Below are 17,458 nucleotides of genomic sequence, written 5' to 3'. Positions count from 1 at the left end.
TCCGCGCGGCGGCGCGCTTTGGCTTGATTAATATAATCGGACAAATCCGTGGCCGCATCGGGGGCAGGTTTTGGCGGCGTTCTAGTGATTGCCTTGTCTTTGGTAGGCTGGGTGGGCGTGGGCTTACTGGGTTTTTCAACCGCTTTGGGCTTGGGCTGTGATCGCGATGGTGGACTTGGAGCCGGTAGCGGCGGTAATTTCGGTGCCGGTTTCGCTTCCTCGACAGCTTTAGGTTTCTCCTGTGGTGGCGTTGGAGTAGATTGCGAGGAAGCAGGCAGCGAGCTCTTGGCATCCTCTGTTTCGTTTAAATCGATAAAGCTCGCAGCAATAGGGATCGGCGTTTCGCCTTCTACCTCGGGTATTGACAAGAAAAACCCCAATCCCCAAATAATCAACAACCAGACGAGCGCAGCCAGTGGCAATGGCCACCACAGGCGAATTTCTCTCGATTTGGAACTTACCATTCTTTTCTGTGCTATTTATGTTTGACCGCAATCAGAAAATGCTGGGCACCGGCAGATCGAGCGCGCAGCATGGCCTGCACGACAATGCCTTGCGGCGCCTCACTATCCGCGGACACAATCAGCTTCTGTTTGGAGTCTGAGAGTAACGGCTTGAGTGTTGTTGCCAGAGTATCAAGCGTAACCGCCGTCTGATTGATAAAAATTTTACTGTCTTTGGTTAGCGTCAGTGTCACCGGCTTTTCCGCGCTAAGCTTCTCAGCCTGGCCTTCAGGCAAATCAACCTGCAATGAATCCAGTTTCTGCATCGATAAAGAAGCCAGCATGAAGGTCGCCAGCAAGAAAAACATCACGTCGATCATCGGAATGATTTCTATCTTACCTTTAGGAATTGTGCGGGATTTACGGAGCTTCATGGTTATTGTCCTGTTGATCCAGGCGGATGTTATCGATCAGTCGCGTACCCAGGCGTTCCATTTCATCCAATGTCAGCGATTGCAAACGGGAAAAATAATTGAACCCAAATAAGGCCACCAGCGCAATCGCCAGTCCCACAACGGTTGCAATCAGCGCCTCTGCAACACCGCCTGTGACCGCCGCGGGGTTAACAATGCCTTCGCTGCCAATCACCTGGAAAGCGCGCATCATACCGACCACGGTTCCCACCAATCCAAGCAGCGGTGCGGCAGTTACGATGGTTTCCAAAGCCCAGAGCCGACGTGACAAAGACTCTTCAATAATTTGCGCTTCATCGGCAGCGCGCGATTCCGTCCACCATGCCGGTTTATGCCGGTTGGAAATCACCACCTCAAAGAAACGCTTGTAATAATGACGCTTATCCAATCCGGAAAGGATTTTTTCCAGATCGTTCCATTTGAAGCCATATGTTTCGACAAGGTTTAGCAAATCGCTGGAAAGGCGTGCGTAGCGCCAATAAACAAATGCTTTTTCAAGCATAATTGCCAGAGCGATGACCGCCAGTAAAGACAGTGGAATGATGATAATTCCACCCAGCTTTAACATGACCCAGGCTTGATTTAGTTCTTCCATATTTAACTCCAGATTAAGACTATTCATAAAGCTGTAGATTGCTAGTACTTATTAGAAATTTATTGAATACAAGAAATTTCTAATAAGAAATATTTTCATTCCAACTATCATTACATTTGTAACGAGCACGTCATCGTGTCATTCCGTCGAGAAATTGCGATACAGAACCTAACATCACTAGGCCGGATGGATGCTAAGAATAGTTGAAAACACCAGCAGTTGGAACACTTTAATGGCAAAATGATTTACTTTTGTGACTTTGTTGCAGAAAGGCACGAAGCCTATACGGATTACCCATTGCTTGGAAATTCTGAGGAAAGAAAAACAGACTGGACAGGTCAATTATAGCGATTAATTATGAAAGAATGTTTAATGGTACTGTTTCTGCTGATGGTTGTTACAACTGTGCAAGCCAAGTGGATTAAAGCCGATGCTGCTGCCAAACCCGGCGAAGCGCATTACTTTGACCCGGAGACTCTGCAAAAATACGGTCAGTTCAGAAAAATCTGGGTGCTGTCCAGCTACGAGGAAAAGCAAAAAGGCGGACACCGTGCGGTTAAAACATTGTATGAATTTGACTGCGACTATCACAAAGCCCGCTCAATCACGATGCTGTTGTATCCGGATAAAGAAGCCACAGGCATGGTAATTGGCGCGCATCATGATGAATCCCGGGATTGGTTTAGTTTCTCGGCCAACTCAATTTTCCGGCATATTGCGGAGACGGTTTGTATTGATTGAGGTAGCCTGGAATTTTAATCTCTACGGGTTCAATCCCTCGTTGCTTGCGGTCGGATACTTTTTTAGTTGAATAACTTAGGATTTAGTTATAGAGGAAGCATGGATAACTTCATTTGTTACGTTCAAGAGTATCACGAATTTTTCGATATTCTCATCAAGCTCTTGGTATTTCTTGTAGCTACAGGTTCCGCCTTATTTGCATTATGGTCTTATAACATCACAGTCAGAAAAACAAAATATGAATTTTTTCGCGATCTCAATAAGGATTTTCTTGACGATGAATTTATTGCAAAGAGAATCGAAGTCGCCTCGTTTTGGAGAAAACGATTTTTAAAAACTCAGGACAATACTAAACTACGAAAAGTGGGTCGGATAGCCAATTTAGATGATGAGAAAATAAAGGACTACCTGTCGATGTATTTAGGGATAACGTTTATTGATACCACTGAAGAGTTCTTAAAAATAAACGAATGTAAGATCAGGAAAACAGAAGAAATTCTGAACAAGTATGAGCACCTTGCAAAATTAGTTGAAATAAGGGTTATCCATAAGAAGGAAATCGAGAAATTTTTTTACACAATGTTTGCCGACACTTTTGTGGTATGCCTTCCCTTTATTCTATATAGAAGAAAATCTAAACCAACCTATGCTCGCAAAATGCAGAATCTACTAAAAACCTTACCTGCTCTTTCCCATCTACCAATTCATGCTTAAGATTTAGCCGGTAATATTTACGATTACTGATTAGGCTGCGTAAAAGTGGGCTGCTCCTTTGTGCTTGATGAGAAGTCAATTAAGAGCCGACCCTTTTGATATAAAATCATTTTATAACGATATCCAAGTTACTTCACATTCCCCCAACTCCGTAGCCACATAAGCCGATTCCTCAGTAATCGTGACGGAGATATCCATCGTGCGTTGCACCAGTTTGGCCAGTGCCTGAATGTTTGGCCATTGAAACTGGAAAATGGCTGCGGTCAGCTCGTTGAATTTTGCTTTTTCCTGCATCCACCAGACATTCGATTTGGAGTTAAAGCTATACACTTTGACGGTTTGAGCGATCCGCGTGGCTTTCTTGATTCGATCCGGGGCAGGTTCTCCGACATCGATCCATAATGCAATCCGGCCATCCGGGGTATGTGCCCATAGGTCGGGCTCTTCTACGGTACTCAATCCTTTGGTGAGCGTAAGGGATTCCTGTGCATTGATACAAAACGCGAGCATGCGCACCATCATGCGCTCGAGCGTTTCGGAGGGGTGCTGGGCAATGGTCAGGTTGAGCGTATCGTAATAATTACGATTGAGGTCGGTTAGCGCAATTTTAAATTTGTAGATGGTGGGTTTGAGTGCCACAGACGTACCTATATCGTAAGGAGCTATTGAATAAACCCGTTTGTCATTCCGAACGTTGTGAGGAATCTTTGGCAATCAACGCTATAGATTTCTCGCTGCGCTCGAAATGACAGTTATTCCGAGGTTGCTTGAGATGGTTTATTTTTCCATCGTGCTGATAAACGCATTCGCTTCATTAATCGATTGCTCCATGGAAACAACCAGTGCGGATACATCTGACTTAATCGTGCTCAGTTCTCCTTTGAGTGAAGCAATGGCGCGTGCATTGAGGTTGTGTTTGAGGAACATGACCTGATCGTTAAATACGGTGAGGATCGGTTCAATCTTGGCTTCTGCCTGTTTCATCGACTTGATTAACTGGCGATAATGCGTTTGCGTGGTGTTGAGTTTCTTCTGGCTGTTTTGCTTCATCGCGGCGCTGCTGTATTGCGTGATTTCCTGTTTCCATTCAGTAAATAAAGCTTCAGAGACGCTTTCAATATCGGCGATGCGGCTTCTGACTTCTTCGGCCTTAGCGACACTGGCTTCATAAGCGTCATTCAGCCTTTTATAAGTGGCTTCCAGATCACCGCCATCAAAGTTGGTGGCGGCAGTAAATTGTTCCAATGCCGATTTGAATTGTTCTTTGGTTTCTTCTTGTGTGTCGCGCGCTTTTTCAACCCGGGATACCATCACATCGCGCTTCGGAATGCCAACTTTCTCTAGAGCCTCGAGATACATCGTGGAACAACCCATTAGCGTAAAAAATACGGAAAGAATGAGTAACCGATACAGATAGTGCATGTTTGCCTCCATTAAAAAGTTTTTAGGTTGTCGATCTTTGTTATTTCTTAACAGGTCATTGGATTTAACGCAACACACCCCGCCGCAATAACCGCCAGGCCACTTTTAAACCCCACAGGATGGGGTGACGACGCAGCATCGGGGTAATTTCCACGCGTACGCCCGTGTGCCGCTCGATTTTCCAGGCAGCGTATTCGACGCTATTGTTGAAAGTAAGCGTGGCCTTGGATAATCGCAGGATCGACAGGATTTTTCCTTGCCAGCGGCGTAGCCACCAGAGCCGGAGCGCTTGCTGTTGGGTCTCCGGAGTGGTCAGGCAGCGATATTTTCCGTTTTCTTGTTTTTCCAATACTCCTGTCAGCATGGGGGCTGCCACTTCCGTCAGGCGGATCAGTGCGCTCAGATTGGCTTGTGCCAGATGGCGCGCACGTGTTTCTCGCTCTGCGCGTAATTCGGCGGCGTAGGTGAGCATCAAGCAGCGGGTCCAGATTTCTTCGACATCTAGTATGCCTGCCTCGAGTGCCGCTACACCGGATTTTAAAAAAGTGACGACGGAATGGGCCAGCGCCGCATAAATGCGTTCTCGTACGGAATCGTCACGGCAGTAGAGCAACCGCGATGGTTGCGCAAAGCGCGCCCAGATATAGGGATGAAACCAGAATTGCGCACCACGTGCAAAATCACTGGTAGAAATGACGGCGTATTTGGCGCGTAACGTTCTTTCCTGATGTGGGATTTCCAGATAAAAAACATTGGGTGCCAGCCAGGTGTTTAAATTGGCCAAATAACGCTCGGGATAAGCCTTGTGGTAACTGTCAACGATGACATACAGATCGACAATGCCTTCTTCCAGGCTGATGTCGGAATGCAGGCAGGAACCATACAGAATCACCGCATCCAGTGATGCGCCGAAGCGCATGATGAGTGCATCCACCAAAGGGACGAGATCTGGCGATACCGCTTTTTTGCTTTCCCACGCCACTTCGTTAATCAATCGAACAGGTAGTTGCGCAGCGGATGTGGCTTTGGATCTGGTCATGGAAGTCGTAATGTCCTCTGGTACAAAAAATGTTACGGAATCCGTCGCGGAAATTCGCAACGGTTCATGTGGTCTTGCAGATCGATACAATTCACCGTCCACAATATATTCATCGTCCATTTGCAAGGTCAGGGAATAGGTATTATGGCTATAGTAGCCGTCGGTTTCTTGTAACACTTGGCCGCCACCTGACAGTAGTGGCCATACCGAACGCCACAGACGCTTAGGCTGATGATTGACCAAAGTGACATGCAGCGGTGCCGGTTCTTTGCCCCAATACGGACGAATGTTGAGTAACAAAGAATCCAATGCGCTGACCAGTGCAAACAGATAAGTGCCGTGATGGATTCGTCCATTTGCTTCCGTCATTGTCATATTGACCGGCGCCCACTCGCTTTGCTGGCGGCCAAGCAGCATATCGATAATGATGCCAATGAGTGATCGCAGCATGATCAGAAAAGTAAAAATGCTGCCGGTGATTCCCAGTTGTTTGACCGGGCTGCGCGAAAATTTCACGCCGCGCGCCACCAGCCCAACCGCGAAGAACATGCCGTAAATCGGGTTCATTCCAGTTTGCTCGATTCGTAGCACCGGGCGCTGCACCAGCTTAGGTGCTGATGGCTTTAACAGATAATCACGCAAGCGGTGTAATGCTTGTTCAGGTTTGCCCTGTATGCCCAGATCCAGTGGCGTCATGTTGGTGGTGCCGCCGGGTATGACCATCAGCACCGGCCATTTCTCGGGTGCTAATAATTTAAACAGATGACCGAGTATCGCATGCGTCGTGCCGTCGCCGGCGACAATCACCAGTAAATCGATGTTTGCCCGGAGCAACTGCTCAATTGCACTTTTAAAAGTGATTGTATCCGTGGCTTCGCAGACCATGATGCCGGGTATTTCATGCAATGCTTGCCGGATAGCCGGTTGACGTTTACGCGTCTGACCGCCCATTGGATTGATCAGGCAGCCGATTTTGGCTGCTCCGGTTTTTAAGCGATCAATCCGTGCTTGTGATGTCATTGGGCGATGCTGCGTGCGACTTAAGGGGATGATATGGGATAGGGTTTTCTCAGATTGATCGGCGCGCGTGTAAATATTTTGACTGCCCATATTTCCCGGTCACGTGCTGGATCGATATCCTGCAACCAGGATTTCAGTGTTCCCTCTTTCTGTTTGGTTTGCCAGCCGATCATCAAGCGCCATATCAGTATCGCCGTGGAGATGACATGCCAGGCGACGACTAACAGCAATCCGACATCCGGTTGATTAGTTAACCACCCATACGTGAGTAGAATCAGATTCGGATTGCGCCGGGCAGTAATCAGCCGGTTAAATGAGTCTAATTTTTGCCAGATGAACATATCGAAAGATGCCAGCCAATACTGGAATGCGCCTTCGCATAAGCGCCCGCCCACATAACCTAAAAACATGAGCCACATCATTATTTCCAATCCGCTAATGGGCGTAAGTGTACTCGCTAAACCGGCTCCCCACGCCAGATACCACAGTGGTGGATGAATAATATCCAAGCCATGATCCAGTACATCCCCCAGGCGGCTGGAAGTCACAGTGACGCGTGCCAGTTTTCCGTCCACGGTGTCGAGAAAGGTCATGAACCATCCCATGAGCAATCCAATGCCAAAAAATCCGCCCCAGAATGCTAATCCGGTCAGAATGGCGAGCACGATGCTGAGATAGGTGACGTGATTCGGCTGCCAGCCTTGCCGCACGCAATAATGCGTCACCCAGAATGCCGGAAGCGGCCAGACCCATTTGGTGACCAGATCGGTCACGCCTTTATACGACCCGGAAAAAAGCTCCTTTTCCAGTAACGGACGATTGGCTTCGCTGACAGGCAAAATGTAAGGCGGGTCTTTCTTTTTCAGATTTTGTTGAAAATCTATTTTTAGATCTTGCAGACCAACGCGCGGAATGATCAGCAATACGAACTTATAATTCTGGCTTTTATTATTGTTAAGATTCCTGAGTATTTGCGGTGCTTGACTGCCATCGGTACGTATCGCCGCAGGGCAACCTTCGTCATTGTATAAGGCGGCTTTCTTGTTCAGTCCGAGCAATGCGGTCAAAACCCGGGCATCAAATAGAAAATTAGAATTCAAAAATAAAGCGGTCGCGTTGGCAGGAATTTTTTCTGCATCATCAACCAGCTGGATGTGCTCATGCGTTTGTAACATGCGCTGCAAACGCTCTCGGCCAGTTAATCCCCAAATGGTGATTTCACTTTCACCAAAAATATAAATATAGGTTGAAGTCGACATGTGCGGTTGATATTGGATTTTGTCTGAACGAAATTAACGATTGAAATATTAACCTGATGAGCAATAGGTTATGCAAGGCTACGTGATTTTAGATGTTTTGTGACAACAATAACAGATTGGTGTTAAAAAGTCCGGCGTAACCATACATTGGCCAGAATAATCATAAATAATCCAGGGACAAGCGCGATGAATGCAGGGTTTAGGCGCAATATCAGACCGGCATTGGCGATAATCTGGTCCAGCAAGTAAACGGCGATGCCGATCAGCGCAGCAAATACCAGTTTGTTGCTCAAACCGGTGCGGATCGATCCAAATACAAATGGAATGGATAACAGCAGCATGGCTACCGTCATCAGCGCACTGCCAACTTTTCGCCATAACGCCAATGCATAGGAGTCCGCATCCTGACCGGTGCTACGTAAAAATTCTACATGCCGCACCAATTCAAGTGGTGACAGGCTTTCGGGTGGCTTTGTGAGCGTTAGGATATCTTCCGGATTCAGAAAAGAGGACCAGTTTAATGTATTAACTCGGGTTGCTAATATTTGATCATCTTTAAATGTTCTGACAACGACGTTGCTTAATTCCCAGATATCGTCATCGATAATGTCTGCATATTGCGCCAAGGTATGTGTGAGTAAGAAACCTTCTTGATCCAATTGTAGGATTTCAATATCCGCTGCTCTTTTGGCATGCAACATATGACCGATGCGCAGGATATTTTGCTCGTTGCGCGTCCAGATTCCTAAGTTTTTACCTAATTCAGCACTTTGCTCCAGCGCGATAGCCCGATAGGTAATCGCTTTTTGTTGCAGCTGGGGTGCTACAAATTGCTCTAAAATCGCGACGCTCAGCAGTAGTACAATACCGACGCTTAATGGTGCAAGACTGATACGAAGCGGTGACAGTCCGGCAACGCGCATAGCAATTAATTCCGAATCCACGGCCAGTTTTCCAAGTGCAACGACTGTGCCTAATAAAGCAACAAAAGGTGCGATCTGAATAAATCTGCGTGGCAAGAGCATCGCTGTGTAGAGAAAAGCATCTTTGATGCGATAAGTGCCTCTGCCTACATTATCCAGTTGATCTAATAAATCAAAGAAGCTGAATAATGGAAGCAGAATCGAAGCGGCAATCATGAAGCCGATCAGCACTTGGTAAGCGATATAGCGATAAATGATCATCGTGGGTGTGAGAATTGTCTTCGTCTTGATATCAGTGCGTAGATACCCAGTGCTGTGAGCATGAGTAGATAGAGCCACCAAACCCCCGGTATGCTGCCAACGACACCTTGCTCAACCCAGGTTTTGGCCAGTCCGGTAAAGTTATAATAGGCGGCGAAAACGAGTGCGGCAATCAGATACGTTCGATCGGTTTTGTCGTGGCGCGGCGTGCTGCGAATGAATGTCACTGCAATTAAAGCCAACAGAATCGTGGCGAGCGGACGGGAAATTCGCCATTGCAATTCGGCAATATCACGCGGCTGATCGGATTCCCAAAGTGTTCTTGTGGCGGCTGCTTTGCGCCGGTAATTCAAAGCATAGTCACTATCAATAAAATAAGTCATGTTTTTGAACTGGATGACATCATCAATGCTGGCTGTGCGGGTTAATTGATAAATTATGCCTTCGGATAGCTGGATGTGCGGTCTTTGTTTCGGTTCTGATGGTTGAATTTGGCGAGCTTGCTTGGCAATGACAATTTCGCTGCCATCCGGCTTCTTGATATAGTGAAAAATATACTGCATTTGCTTGTCGGCGTCATTCTTGCTGCGTACATAGACGATTCTGCCGGTTCGTTCACTACCATGGAAACGTCCGGCCTGAAACCGGTTTGTATTTAATTCGGCCTCTGCTTGTGCGTCCAGAATGTAACTTTCCGCATAGGCCCAAGGACGAACATAGGATGAAAGCATGCCGCTGACAATTCCAACCGGTATCGCCACGGTTAGTACGGTGAGGACAATACGTGTCCCGCTGACACCGACAGAACGAATGACATTCAGTTCCTGATCTTTGTTAAGTCTGCCGAGACCTATGATGACCGAAATATAGAGCGCGATGGGGATTAATACTTCCAGTGCAATCAGCGTTTTTAAGAAAACCAGTTTTAGCAGGGCGGCGATTCCCAAAGTTTCAGTGACGGCTCCTGCCAAAAGACGTGCGCTGCTGAAGCTGGCAAATAAACCGATCAGAATAAGTATGACTACCGTGAAAGGCAGCAATATCTCGCGCGCGATATACCGTTCAATTAATTTCATGAATCTGTGTGATTAACATAACGGATGGTATGGCGAGTAGCATGGACGAGAGCAGGCGGCAGATTACTCAATAGATTGCGTGTCACTGTGAAAAAAATTTGGTTTTTGCTTGAGTATGGATTCGGCAAGCACTAAATCTTCGACTTTATCGACATCGACACCGGCTCGTGGATCGTCAAGCATGATGCCTTGTATTTTTACCCCGGATTTTTCGGATACGGCTTGCAAGCCTTGCTGTAACGTGAGAAATCCAAACAAGTACGACAATACCATTTTGAATCCGAGTACTTGTGCGATTAATCGCCAGGGGCGCTTGCGCAAATCTTCGGCTTGCCGCCAGAATCTGATCAATGCGCGTCCTTGCGGGTTGAATGTAAACAGATTGCAGCCGCAAAATCCGCCGCCACGTAAACGAATAACAGTGCGCTTGGAGCCGGGAAATGCGGCGGCGATATCTTGTTGTCTGACTAAACCAACCGTGGCATCACACTCGATTGCCAGGGAATCCCGCAAAAAACCTTGTACCATGTCGGGTGTTAGCAAGGCATGATCTGCGGTGGTTAATAATACCGGCGTATCGCTGGGTATTTGACTCAGGCCACTTTCAGCGCTACGGCTGGGAGAATCCAGGTTTGGTATCCAAATCACTTGCCCGGAAGCAATGCGTTGTTTTAATTCCGGGCAATGCATGTGCAGAGATTCGGGAGGGCCGCAAAGGATGATTGTGGTGACCAGATCGCAAGCTGCCAGCGTATCCAGGACACGGATGACCATCGGAGTGCCATCCACAGGTGCAAAGGCTTTGCAAGCTGCACCGGTATGCTGTGTGATAGGATCTTTGTTGGTGCGGTCGGCAGCCAGAACCAGTGCGGCGAATCGCTGTGGTGCAGGATTAGACGCATCGTTCACAATGTTTTTCCATAAATACGATAACGTTTGTATTGCTCGCTGCCTATGCTGTCGAGAATACTGCGCATCGCGAGATTATCTTCAAGTATCCATGACATCTCAACTTCTTCAATGCCGCGAGCAATCCCTGCTTGACGAGGCGCATCAATGACCAAGCAAGCCAGTGCCAGGCCCAGCGGTGTGTTGTGAAATTGTTTGCGGACACCCATCAGCGGTATGCGGCCTGTCCGTATCTCTTGATTTCTGATCTTTTTGATCATTTTGAGCCAGCCAAACGGAAACAAGCTCCCATTTAATTCGATTAAGACTTCGTTGAGATTGGGTAGTCCAACCATAAATGCTGCAGGCTTACCATCGACTTCGGCAATCTGGATGAATTCATCAGGTAGTAACAGCCGCAGGCTGGTGCCCAGTTCGGCAAATTCTTCGCGGGTAAAGGGAATGAAACCCCAATTTTCAGACCAGGCGTCGTTAAAAATATCCCGCAAGGTTTCCATTTCTTCATCAAAATGATTACGTTTCAATGTACGCAATGTTACCTTTGAAGAAAACCGATTGATCAAAACCTGCATGACACGAGGTATTTCAAAATCGACCCGGACCTTATAAGCCAGTAAATCTTTAACGGGAAGATAGCCCTGTTCTTCCAGTAAACGGCCATACCAACGCGGTGAGTGGGGCATCATGATGACCGGTGGTGTGTCAAATCCATCGACCAGAATACCGCATTCTTGATTGATAGAGAGATTAAACGGGCCGCTCACATGACGCGTTTTCCGGGAAGCCAGCCAGGCTTCAGCATTCAGTATCAATGCAGCAAAAATTTCTGAATCGTCGATACATTCCAACAGACCAAAGTGGCCGCTATCCGCACCGTAGCGTTCCCGGTGCAGCGAATCGATCTGTGCGCTGATCCGTCCAACCGGTTGACCGTTTTGATAGGCTACCCAAGCTTGCCATTCACCATGTTTAAAAAAAGGATTGAAGCGGGAAAAATGGAAACGCCGCTCCAGGCGTAAAGGGGGTACCCACAACGGATCATTGGCATAGACGTGCCAGGGTACATCAATAAACTTGCCCATATCACGATAAGACATTACCGGGCGCACCGTTACTTTGGAACCAACCGGCTTATCGTGTGTACTCATGGCAGATGAATGATGTGGTTTTAATGATAATGCCCTGGATTATGGGTCTGTTTACTAGACAATCCGGAATCACTGCCAATTGCATCGAATCTGTTGCTATGCCAGTACTCAGTGATTCACTGCATTGCATCATGTAGGGAGAAGAAGTTTTTATATATGTGTGTGTTTCAATAAATCCGTTACAAGCTTATGAAAAACTTCTTTGGGATCTGATTCTTTATGCGTAGATTGTTTGGTGCCTTCAGAAGAATCGGATGCCGAGGATTGTTCAGCTGCGGCAATTTTCTCATCCGTGATATTGCGGCAGAAATCACAATAATTATTCCAATCCGTATTGTAGCTGAGCAGGCGATCCTGAGGAAGGAATACTCTTAAAACTTCAAAGTTTTGCTGCATTCCAGGCAGCCGGGAGCAGAGGTAGGTGTTGATATTCTTAGGCCAGCGTTTATGCTGAGGATACATGTCAGCCAGTTCTGTTTCTATCGTATAGCGGAAGTTATCAATTGCATCGGCGCGGCGCTTGCGATTAAGAATTTCAACAAACACAGCCACCAACCCTAGAAAGCCAAATAAGACAAATGGCCATAACGGCACGGTTTCAAAATATCCGGAGATTTGATCAATGATTTCGTTCAAGGTTGTCTCAATTTAAGTACATTAGAAAACGCAGAATCGGTTCTTGTATCGAGAACCGCTACCCAGGGATATTGCCGAAATAAGCGATCGTGACGACGGGGAAGGGTAAAAGGCGATTTTTCAATGACTTATTTTGTAACAATCGAATTTTTACCTGATCCTGACGAGACCTGCCAAGGCTCGTATCTTGCCATAGTAAGCGCGATGTATCAATATTGTTATTCTGTGTTGCTCAAAGTAAAAACCGGTTATGGAAAAAGTTCGGGCAGTATTTTTTAAAGGATTGATAATCACATGTGTCCGGTGATCCAAGCCGTTTTTCAGCTATTCATCAATAGCCCCAGAAAGCGGGGAGGGCAGTTATTACTAAATTTGAATTGACCTGACACTGCTTATTGCGTTATTTTTATCTGCTTTTTTATAAAAAAACCACCTATTTCTATATTTGTATTATTGCTGGCTACGTATTTATGACCAAATCAACAAAGCATGCTGTTTCATCTCAGCCAGAGAGTTTTGAGGCGGCATCCGCTGAACTGGAGAAAATAGTGGCGGCCATGGAAGCAGGGCAAATGTCACTGGAAGATTCTCTCTCAGCGTATCAGCGCGGAGCAGAGTTATTGCAATATTGTCAGAATAAACTGCAAGGTGCGCAACAGCAGGTGCGCGTGCTTGAGGCTGGTCTGTTAAAAGATTTCATAGGATCTGACAACAATGAGCGCTGATTTTCAGAACTGGACTAGCAGTTGTCAGGCGCGTATCGAGACATTTCTGGAATCGCGATTACCTGCCGCAGATTGCGTTCCTGAGCGATTACATAAAGCAATGCGCTATTCTGTGCTGGGTGGAGGAAAGCGCGTACGTCCGCTATTGTCTTTTGCAGCCGGAGAGCTTGTGCGTGCAGATGCTGAGCGTGTAACGGTTGTTGCCGCAGCGGTAGAACTCATACATGCTTATTCTTTGGTGCATGATGATCTGCCGTGCATGGACGACGATATTCTGCGGCGCGGCAAACCTACCTGTCATATAGAGTTTGATCAAGCTACCGCGTTGCTGACGGGCGATAGTTTGCAAACGCTGGCTTTTGAATTATTGGCGGAGAAGCGTCTAGCTGATGAGCCGGGGACACAATTAGAGATGATCGCACAACTGGCATTGGCTACTGGTTCTCGTGGCATGGCAGGGGGGCAGGCATTTGATTTGGATAGTGTTGGCAAGACTTTAAGCCTGCCGGAACTGGAGTTTATGCATATCCATAAAACCGGTGCGCTGATCCGTGCTGCTGTGATGCTTGGGGCGCGTTGTAATAACCGTTTAGATAATAATCAGTTGGGTAAGTTGGATCACTTTGCCAAATGCGTTGGTCTGGCATTCCAGGTGGTTGACGATTTGTTGGATACCGAGGCAACAACGGCCACATTGGGTAAAACCGCCGGTAAAGATGCTGAGAATAATAAGCCCACTTATGTCAGTATTCTAGGTATTATTCAGGCGCGTGAATTGGCGGAGAAATTGCAGCATGACGCTTATCAGGCTTTAGATAGCTTTGGTGAAGCTGCATTACGATTGCGTCAAGTAACCGATTTTATAATTAAACGTAAATTCTGAGTCTTATTTCTCCATTATTTTTATTTCAGGTTTTGAATGTATCCATTGTTAGATGCCATTAGTTTCCCCTCCCAGTTACGTGAACTGGATCAAAAGAAATTGCCGCAGGTTGCTAAGGAATTACGTGGTTTTCTCATTGAATCGGTCGCGAAAACCGGAGGGCATCTGTCCTCCAATCTGGGTACGGTTGAATTAACCATTGCCCTGCACTATGTTTTTAATACACCGCATGACCAGATTGTTTGGGATGTAGGACATCAAACCTATGCGCACAAAATTCTAACCGGTCGGCGAAGTGGCATGAGCAAGTTGCGCATGCAGGGCGGGTTAGCCGGATTCCCGCGTCGCGATGAAAGTGAGTATGACGCATTTGGCACCGCACATTCCAGTACTTCCATCAGTGCCGCACTCGGCATGGCGGTCGCTGCGCAATTAAATAAGACGGACCGGCGTGCAATTGCAATTATTGGCGATGGTGCCATGAGTGCGGGGATGGCGTTTGAAGCGTTGAATAATGCCGGTGTGATGGATGCCAATTTGCTGGTCATTCTAAATGACAACGATATGTCGATTTCACGGCCGGTCGGCGCACTGAACAATTATTTGGCTAAGTTGATGTCGGGGCGATTCTATGCTACGGCACGGCGTGCTGGCGAAAAAGTGCTGGGCGTTGTTCCGCCTATGCTGGAATTGGCTAAACGCGCCGAAGAGCATGTTAAAGGCATGGTAACACCAGGCACCTTATTTGAAGAATTTGGATTTAATTATATTGGCCCGATTGATGGACATGATCTGGATGTTTTAATTACCACCCTGAATAATATTAAGCTCCTCGATGGCCCGCAGTTTCTCCATGTGGTGACGCGTAAAGGTGCTGGTTATAGAGTGGCTGAAGAGGATCCCATTCTGTACCACGGCGTTGGTAAGTTTGATCCGGAAAAAGGAATTATTCCTAAAGCAGCAGGAAAACCTGCCTACACACAAATATTTGGTGACTGGTTGTGTGATATGGCCGCGCAGGATTCCCGTTTAATAGGCATTACCCCGGCGATGCGCGAGGGATCCGGTTTGGTTCGTTTTTCACAGGAATATCCCGAACGTTATTTTGATGTCGGCATCGCTGAGCAACATGCGGTTACATTTGCGGCGGGTGCGGCATGCGATGGTTTAAAGCCGGTCGTGGCGATTTATTCAACTTTTCTGCAGCGGGCATATGATCAATTGATTCATGATGTTGCTATCCAGAATCTGCCGGTTGTGTTTGCCATTGACCGGGCTGGCTTGGTGGGGGCGGATGGTCCGACGCATGCAGGTAGTTTTGATTTGTCCTACTTGCGCTGTATTCCGAATATGACCGTTATGGCACCTGCGGATGAAAATGAGTGTAGGCAGATGTTGTATACTGCTTTCCAATTGGATACACCCTCAGCGGTACGATATCCAAGAGGTACCGGAAGCGGTGTGCCGGTGCAAAAAGAAATGCAAGCATTACCCATCGGCTGCGGCGAAATCCGGCGTCAGGGGAAGCGGATTGCTTTGCTGGCTTTTGGCAGTATGCTGGCACCGTGCCTGGAGGCTGCAGAGGAACTTAATGCAACAGTGGCCAATATGCGCTTCATCAAACCGTTAGACGATGATCTGGTAGCATCTTTGGCTGCCAGTCATGACTTGCTGGTTACGGTTGAAGAAAATACCGTGATGGGTGGAGCAGGTAGCGCTGTAACAGAATCTCTCAATAGTCAGCGAATTTGTGTCAAAGTGTTACAGCTAGGACTGCCGGATGTTTTTATCGATCAGGGTGATCCTGTGCAAATGCTTGCAGATTGCGGATTAGACAAGAATGGTATTATCCAATCAGTGCGGTCAATACTGTCTGAGTAATATTTAACTTATTGTTGCTTCAACGGCATTGATCCTGACTGGGAGTTGGCGAGTGTGGAACTCAATTGTTTGCCAGAGACTCCTAATCGAATAGGAGGAAATAATATGAATAAACAAATAGACTTGCCCATTGCCGATGTGCAGAGTTCACCCGATACCCGGCGGATTGCAATCGACAGGGTAGGGATTAAGGCCATCCGCCATCCTGTGGTTGTGGCCGACAAGGATGATGGGGTGCAGCATACCGTGGCAATCTTTAACATGTATGTGAATTTGCCGCATAATTTTAAAGGCACGCATATGTCTCGCTTTGTGGAAATACTCAATAGCCACGAACGGGAAATTTCTGTTGAGTCATTTCAGGCTATCTTACGGGAAATGATCGAAAAACTGGAAACAGACTCCGGTCATATTGAGATGACCTTTCCTTACTTCATTAATAAATCTGCACCGGTATCGCAAGTAAGAAGTTTGTTGGATTATGAAGTGACGTTCATTGGCGAGATTAAAAATAACGAATATTTTTTTACCATGAAAGTCGTGGTGCCGGTCACGAGTTTATGTCCGTGTTCTAAGAAAATATCGAATTATGGCGCGCATAACCAACGCTCCCACGTTACGATTTCCGTACGCACGAATAGTTTTGTATGGATTGAAGATGTTATTAGGATTGCAGAGAGTAATGCTTCCTGTGAACTCTATGGTCTTTTAAAGCGGCCTGATGAGAAATATGTGACGGAGAAGGCCTATGACAATCCCAAGTTCGTTGAAGACATCGTGAGGGATATTGCGGAAGTGCTAAACCATGACGAGCGCATTGATGCTTATGTGGTCGAATCAGAGAATTTTGAATCTATTCATAATCATTCAGCGTATGCATTGATTGAGAATGATAAGAAAAAACGCGCATAAACTAATGGTTGTTTTTATATCGTTTGCTGCTTGGTAAAGTCGGTGATACGGAATCCCAGTAGCCATAAAGCGGCGAAATAGCTGAATGCACCAAGAATGACTATCCAGCTTAATCGACCGGCACGCAACAGGGCTGAGTCGATTAACCAAGAAGCATCACTGCCTGTTGCAAACCATAAGACAACGCCCATAATCGTCAAAGCGATCAATATTTTCACAAAGAAAATAAGCCATCCGGGTTGCGGTTGATAAATTTTATGGCTGCGTAACTTGTAATACAGTAACCCTGCGTTAAGACAAGCTCCCAGTCCGATTGCCAATGCCAGTCCGGCGTGTTGTAAAGGAATGATGAAAGCGAGATTCATCAGTTGTGTGGCAATCAGCGTGATGACAGCAAT

At 46.8% G+C, this 17,458-nt stretch carries 18 protein-coding genes and 1 pseudogene; 6 read left to right on the top strand and 13 right to left on the bottom strand.

The window, feature by feature from the left end; genetic code table 11:
- From QZ942_RS01085 to QZ942_RS01075, 3 genes and pseudogenes are all read right to left on the bottom strand, one after another.
- Positions 1–464, bottom strand: a pseudogene (locus QZ942_RS01085) (hypothetical protein); the annotation flags it as partial.
- Between the two features lie 11 nt (positions 465–475).
- A complete protein-coding gene (locus QZ942_RS01080; protein WP_292992700.1) occupies positions 476–877 on the bottom strand; it encodes a biopolymer transporter ExbD in 402 nt (133 codons plus the stop codon).
- Positions 864–1,511, bottom strand: a complete 648-nt coding sequence (locus QZ942_RS01075; protein WP_292992699.1) for a MotA/TolQ/ExbB proton channel family protein — start codon at positions 1,509–1,511, stop codon at positions 864–866. Before QZ942_RS01075 ends, QZ942_RS01080 begins: the two co-directional genes overlap by 14 nt.
- Before the next feature lie 372 nt (positions 1,512–1,883).
- On the opposite strand from QZ942_RS01075, the gene QZ942_RS01070 reads away from it, so the two are divergent.
- A complete protein-coding gene (locus QZ942_RS01070; RefSeq protein WP_292992698.1) occupies positions 1,884–2,252 on the top strand; it encodes a surface-adhesin E family protein in 369 nt (122 codons plus the stop codon).
- A 99-nt stretch (positions 2,253–2,351) separates the two neighbouring features.
- Positions 2,352–2,966, top strand: a complete 615-nt coding sequence (locus QZ942_RS01065; RefSeq protein ID WP_292992697.1) for a hypothetical protein — start codon at positions 2,352–2,354, stop codon at positions 2,964–2,966.
- A 111-nt stretch (positions 2,967–3,077) separates the two neighbouring features.
- Here the strand turns inward: QZ942_RS01065 and QZ942_RS01060 are convergent, their stop codons facing one another.
- From QZ942_RS01060 to QZ942_RS01020, 9 genes are all read right to left on the bottom strand, one after another.
- Positions 3,078–3,605, bottom strand: a complete 528-nt coding sequence (locus QZ942_RS01060; RefSeq protein ID WP_292992696.1) for a YaeQ family protein — start codon at positions 3,603–3,605, stop codon at positions 3,078–3,080.
- Between the two features lie 138 nt (positions 3,606–3,743).
- Complete coding sequence (locus tag QZ942_RS01055) at positions 3,744–4,388, bottom strand: DUF2959 domain-containing protein (RefSeq protein WP_292992695.1); 645 nt, start codon at positions 4,386–4,388, stop codon at positions 3,744–3,746.
- 64 nt (positions 4,389–4,452) lie between these two features.
- The gene (locus QZ942_RS01050) at positions 4,453–6,537 is read right to left on the bottom strand and encodes a diacylglycerol kinase family protein (protein ID WP_292992694.1); all 2,085 of its coding nucleotides are present in this window, start codon (positions 6,535–6,537) and stop codon (positions 4,453–4,455) included.
- The gene (locus tag QZ942_RS01045; protein ID WP_292992693.1) at positions 6,468–7,706 is read right to left on the bottom strand and encodes a CDP-alcohol phosphatidyltransferase family protein; all 1,239 of its coding nucleotides are present in this window, start codon (positions 7,704–7,706) and stop codon (positions 6,468–6,470) included. The genes QZ942_RS01050 and QZ942_RS01045 overlap by 70 nt, the downstream gene beginning before the upstream one ends.
- A 122-nt stretch (positions 7,707–7,828) precedes the next feature.
- Positions 7,829–8,890 (bottom strand): LPS export ABC transporter permease LptG, encoded by a 1,062-nt coding sequence (lptG, locus tag QZ942_RS01040; protein ID WP_292992692.1) that lies wholly within the window; start codon positions 8,888–8,890, stop codon positions 7,829–7,831.
- On the bottom strand, positions 8,887–9,966 hold the full coding sequence (gene lptF, locus QZ942_RS01035; protein ID WP_292992691.1) for an LPS export ABC transporter permease LptF: 1,080 nt from the start codon (positions 9,964–9,966) through the stop codon (positions 8,887–8,889). Before lptF ends, lptG begins: the two co-directional genes overlap by 4 nt.
- Positions 9,967–10,029: 63 nt before the next feature.
- Positions 10,030–10,875, bottom strand: a complete 846-nt coding sequence (locus tag QZ942_RS01030) for a nucleotidyltransferase family protein (RefSeq protein WP_292992690.1) — start codon at positions 10,873–10,875, stop codon at positions 10,030–10,032.
- Positions 10,872–12,023, bottom strand: a complete 1,152-nt coding sequence (locus QZ942_RS01025; RefSeq protein WP_292992689.1) for an N-acetyltransferase — start codon at positions 12,021–12,023, stop codon at positions 10,872–10,874. Before QZ942_RS01025 ends, QZ942_RS01030 begins: the two co-directional genes overlap by 4 nt.
- A gap of 150 nt (positions 12,024–12,173) precedes the next feature.
- Positions 12,174–12,659, bottom strand: coding sequence for a hypothetical protein (locus QZ942_RS01020; RefSeq protein WP_292992688.1), 486 nt, complete (start codon positions 12,657–12,659; stop codon positions 12,174–12,176).
- Positions 12,660–13,129: 470 nt separating this feature from the next.
- Here QZ942_RS01020 and QZ942_RS01015 point away from each other — a divergent pair, with 470 nt between their 5' ends.
- The 4 genes from QZ942_RS01015 (at position 13,130) to folE2 (ending at position 17,060) form a co-directional block, all read left to right on the top strand.
- Entirely contained in the window at positions 13,130–13,384 is a 255-nt protein-coding gene (locus QZ942_RS01015) for an exodeoxyribonuclease VII small subunit (RefSeq protein ID WP_292992687.1), read from the top strand.
- Positions 13,374–14,267: a polyprenyl synthetase family protein gene (locus QZ942_RS01010; protein ID WP_292992686.1), complete on the top strand. Its 894-nt coding sequence runs from the start codon at positions 13,374–13,376 to the stop codon at positions 14,265–14,267. The genes QZ942_RS01015 and QZ942_RS01010 overlap by 11 nt, the downstream gene beginning before the upstream one ends.
- 36 nt (positions 14,268–14,303) lie before the next feature.
- The gene (gene dxs, locus QZ942_RS01005; RefSeq protein ID WP_292992685.1) at positions 14,304–16,148 is read left to right on the top strand and encodes a 1-deoxy-D-xylulose-5-phosphate synthase; all 1,845 of its coding nucleotides are present in this window, start codon (positions 14,304–14,306) and stop codon (positions 16,146–16,148) included.
- Between the two features lie 105 nt (positions 16,149–16,253).
- On the top strand, positions 16,254–17,060 hold the full coding sequence (folE2, locus tag QZ942_RS01000; protein WP_292992684.1) for a GTP cyclohydrolase FolE2: 807 nt from the start codon (positions 16,254–16,256) through the stop codon (positions 17,058–17,060).
- A gap of 14 nt (positions 17,061–17,074) precedes the next feature.
- On the opposite strand, the gene QZ942_RS00995 is transcribed toward folE2, so the two are convergent.
- Positions 17,075–17,458 (bottom strand): lipid II flippase MurJ (locus QZ942_RS00995; protein WP_292992683.1); only part of this gene is annotated, 384 nt, incomplete at its 5' end.

The organism is Nitrosomonas sp. (assembly GCF_021731985.1).
In the GTDB taxonomy this organism is placed as follows: Bacteria; Pseudomonadota; Gammaproteobacteria; order Burkholderiales; family Nitrosomonadaceae; genus Nitrosomonas.
Note: the sequence above shows the minus strand (reverse complement) of the source record. Positions and strands in the feature narration are given on the sequence as shown.

Excerpts from the sequence above, each read along its gene's own strand:
- QZ942_RS01050 (WP_292992694.1), bottom strand. The coding sequence starts at position 6,537 with ATGGGCAGTCAAAATATTTACACGCGCGCCGATCAATCTGAGAAAACC.
- QZ942_RS01015 (WP_292992687.1), top strand. The coding sequence starts at position 13,130 with ATGACCAAATCAACAAAGCATGCTGTTTCATCTCAGCCAGAGAGTTTT.
- lptG (WP_292992692.1), bottom strand. The coding sequence starts at position 8,890 with ATGATCATTTATCGCTATATCGCTTACCAAGTGCTGATCGGCTTCATG.
- folE2 (WP_292992684.1), top strand. The coding sequence starts at position 16,254 with ATGAATAAACAAATAGACTTGCCCATTGCCGATGTGCAGAGTTCACCC.
- QZ942_RS01070 (WP_292992698.1), top strand. The coding sequence starts at position 1,884 with ATGGTACTGTTTCTGCTGATGGTTGTTACAACTGTGCAAGCCAAGTGG.
- QZ942_RS01025 (WP_292992689.1), bottom strand. The coding sequence starts at position 12,023 with ATGAGTACACACGATAAGCCGGTTGGTTCCAAAGTAACGGTGCGCCCG.
- lptF (WP_292992691.1), bottom strand. The coding sequence starts at position 9,966 with ATGAAATTAATTGAACGGTATATCGCGCGCGAGATATTGCTGCCTTTC.
- QZ942_RS01045 (WP_292992693.1), bottom strand. The coding sequence starts at position 7,706 with ATGTCGACTTCAACCTATATTTATATTTTTGGTGAAAGTGAAATCACC.
- QZ942_RS01010 (WP_292992686.1), top strand. The coding sequence starts at position 13,374 with ATGAGCGCTGATTTTCAGAACTGGACTAGCAGTTGTCAGGCGCGTATC.
- QZ942_RS01080 (WP_292992700.1), bottom strand. The coding sequence starts at position 877 with ATGAAGCTCCGTAAATCCCGCACAATTCCTAAAGGTAAGATAGAAATC.
- QZ942_RS01055 (WP_292992695.1), bottom strand. The coding sequence starts at position 4,388 with ATGCACTATCTGTATCGGTTACTCATTCTTTCCGTATTTTTTACGCTA.
- QZ942_RS01075 (WP_292992699.1), bottom strand. The coding sequence starts at position 1,511 with ATGGAAGAACTAAATCAAGCCTGGGTCATGTTAAAGCTGGGTGGAATT.
- dxs (WP_292992685.1), top strand. The coding sequence starts at position 14,304 with ATGTATCCATTGTTAGATGCCATTAGTTTCCCCTCCCAGTTACGTGAA.
- QZ942_RS01065 (WP_292992697.1), top strand. The coding sequence starts at position 2,352 with ATGGATAACTTCATTTGTTACGTTCAAGAGTATCACGAATTTTTCGAT.